2 protein-coding genes and 1 pseudogene are annotated in these 2648 nt (G+C 65.8%); 2 read left to right on the top strand and 1 reads right to left on the bottom strand.

The features are described 5' to 3' along the window. Positions 1 to 296: 296 nt before the first annotated feature. Positions 297 to 590: pseudogene (locus tag WA805_RS27185) on the top strand (transposase). A gap of 742 nt (positions 591 to 1332) precedes the next feature. Here WA805_RS27185 and WA805_RS27180 read toward each other — a convergent pair. Next, positions 1333 to 1878, bottom strand: coding sequence for a dihydrofolate reductase family protein (locus WA805_RS27180; RefSeq protein WP_425243764.1), 546 nt, complete (start codon positions 1876 to 1878; stop codon positions 1333 to 1335). Positions 1879 to 2278: 400 nt separating this feature from the next. On the opposite strand from WA805_RS27180, the gene WA805_RS27175 reads away from it, so the two are divergent. Then, positions 2279 to 2648: DUF2637 domain-containing protein (locus WA805_RS27175; RefSeq protein ID WP_425243763.1), on the top strand; the 370-nt coding region annotated here is incomplete at its 3' end.

Raw genomic sequence — 2648 nt, 5'->3', positions numbered from 1 at the left:
GGGCTATCAGCATGTACGTAAGCACATGTCCGAGAGGGACTTGAACCCCCATGGCTGTGACCTGCGGCGTTGATCACCTGTTCCGTACCGGAAAGCAGATAATCGCAGGTCAGAGAGCTGTATTTGTATCCGAGGGCCGATTGCACCAAAAAGCCCACACGGCGCACCGTTCCTGACCAGCGAGTTTATGATTGCCGCTCCGGCAGGCGCGGTGACGGAGCAGACCCACTTAGACCTACCGGGCCTCGGTATCGAAGGAGACGGTCTCGCGGATCACCGACAGGGTGATCGAGGAGATGCAGGCCCGGCAAGCCCGACCTCTCGATGAGGTCTGCGCGGCGTGTTCATCGACGCGACCGCGGTAAATAGGCGGGATGGGCAGGTCTCCCAACCGGCCCGTCTACGCCGCGATCGGCGTCACCCATACTGGAGAGAAGGAGGTTCTCGGAGCCGTGGACCGGCTCAGGCGAGAGGGCGCCATGCTCTGGATGAGCGTGCTGACGGGCGTGTACAACCTGGGCGTGAAGGACGTGTTCTTCGTGGTCTGCGGCGGGCTGAGGGGCCTGCCCGAGGTCGTCGCGAACGGCTAGTCGCAGGCCACCGTACAAACGTCATCGTCCATGTGGCCCGCAACATCTTCCCCCTGACGGCGACGATCCCGGCGGTGGTGGCGGTAATGCCCTTGACGTAGCTGAGGCGGGGGTGAGCGCCTGTGCGGGGCCGCGCTGGGGTCACGTTGTCCGCCACCTCTGCCCGACAACACGTAGCCGCGCAACCCGAGATCTGTGCGCCGACCAAGCCCAAGTCTGGCCGGGTCAGCCAGGCGGCCGTTTCAGCGCCGGCAGGCCCACGGAGTGTCAGGAGTAGTGCCACCGAGCCGTTCCGGCTGCCTTTCCGCCGACAGTAGCGCCGCACACGGGGACTTTGAGTCCCATACCGGTACTTTTGGGGCCTGCTCCGGTGGGCTCGGACGCTGGCGTCTCGCCGGTAATCGGCCGCTTCGGAGGGCGAATCGCGCGGGGTATTGGAGGCTAGCTTCCGAGCTCGCTCGCGGACTTCGCGGCGGCAATGTCGGTACTCACGGAGCCGTGCTTGTAGAAGCTCATCGAAGTGGCCGGCAGGCTGAGACCCCACCGGCCGCCGGACTACGTCCGGGCGTCGGGGACGGTGGCGAGGTTGCCCAGCGAGCCCGCGATCGTCTCGGCGATGACGGCCGTGATGCCCGCGAATGTGACGGATTTGATGACACGCGCCAGCCCTTCCGTGGAGCCGGGGCAGCCGTGAACTTCCGGGCCGTCACGGCGCCGCTGCCTCGCTCTAAATCCGGCTGTCTCACCCGGCGTGGTGGTAGCGCACGTACAGCACGCCGTTGTCGTAGGCTTCGCTGTCGGCCAGGGTGAACTTCCTGGCCGGGGTGCCGCCGAACAGCTTCGGGCCCTCGCCTCGGGTTAGCGGGTAGACGAACAGGTGCAGTTCGTCCACCAGCCCATCGGCGAGCATGGCCCGCACCAGCGTGCCGCTGCCGCTGACGTAGATCGCGCCCGGCACGCGCTCCTTGAGCCGCCGGATGACATCGGCGTTGTACGGCCCGACGATCTCGGAGTTGCGCCACGTCCCCTTCTCCAGCGTGGACGAGACCACGTACTTCATGGTGTCATTCATGAACGGCGCCCCGGGGTCTTCCTCAGCGGTCCGGGGCGACCACGCTGGCTCGAACATCTCGTACGTGATGCGACCAAGCAGGATCCCCTGGCAGTCGGCCATGGCGCCGGCGAGCGCCTCGCCCATCTTGGGGTCGAAGCCGTACTCGAACGTCCACCTCGGCTCGTCGATTACCCCGTCGAGGGACATGAACTCATGCACCCGGATGTCTCCCATGGTGTTCGCCTCCTAGTGAGTAACTCGCGGCCAGGCTCTTCGGCCGCTCTTACTTACGTACGAGCGAGCCGCCCCGAAATCGACACGCCGACCGGGGTCACCTGGTATCACCAGGCGACCTGGCGGGCGAACCATCCCGCGGCGGCGTCGATCGGGTGGATAACTCAGGCTCAGCACGCCGCAGACAGTATGGAGGTAACAGAGTGACCGTCTGAACCCGACTTAAACCCCCATGGTCCTGATCTGCGGAAAACAGCCGTACCGGACTTCGCCTGAGTCCTAGCCCATAACATATCCGCAAGTCAGGCCATGATCATGATGTGTTCGAGGGCCAAGGCCTACCAATTGGGCATAGTGGCGTAATTGCCCTGACCAGATCTTTTGCTGTCGGCGGTGCCTGGTGACGGCGGCCGACCGGGTGATTAGGCGGACGACCGCGGTCGCCGTCATCGGCGTCGCGGCGGTTGCAGCAATCGCGTCGTACGAGCACGCCCATGATCTCGCGCGGGCGCATGGTGAGGCGGGATGGACAGCCCGGCTAGTGCCGCTGACGGTGGACGGGCTGATCTACGCGAGTTCGATGGTGATGCTCGACTGCGCGCGAAGGAAGGTGCCGGTTCCGGCGCTCGCGTGGCGGCTGCTCGGGCTGGGCATCACAGCGACGCTGGGGGCGAACGTCGCTCACGGTCTCGGGCACGGCCTGACGGGTGCGGCGGTGGCCGCGTGGCCGGCGGTCGCGCCGGTCGGCTCCTACGAGCTGCTCACGATGA

Source organism: Trebonia sp., assembly GCF_049794275.1.
Classification (GTDB): domain Bacteria; phylum Actinomycetota; class Actinomycetes; order Streptosporangiales; family Streptosporangiaceae; genus Trebonia.
Note: the sequence above shows the minus strand (reverse complement) of the source record. Positions and strands in the feature narration are given on the sequence as shown.

Bases quoted from the DNA above. Each gene is read 5' to 3' on its own strand.
- WA805_RS27180 (WP_425243764.1), bottom strand. From the start codon at position 1,878: ATGGGAGACATCCGGGTGCATGAGTTCATGTCCCTCGACGGGGTAATC.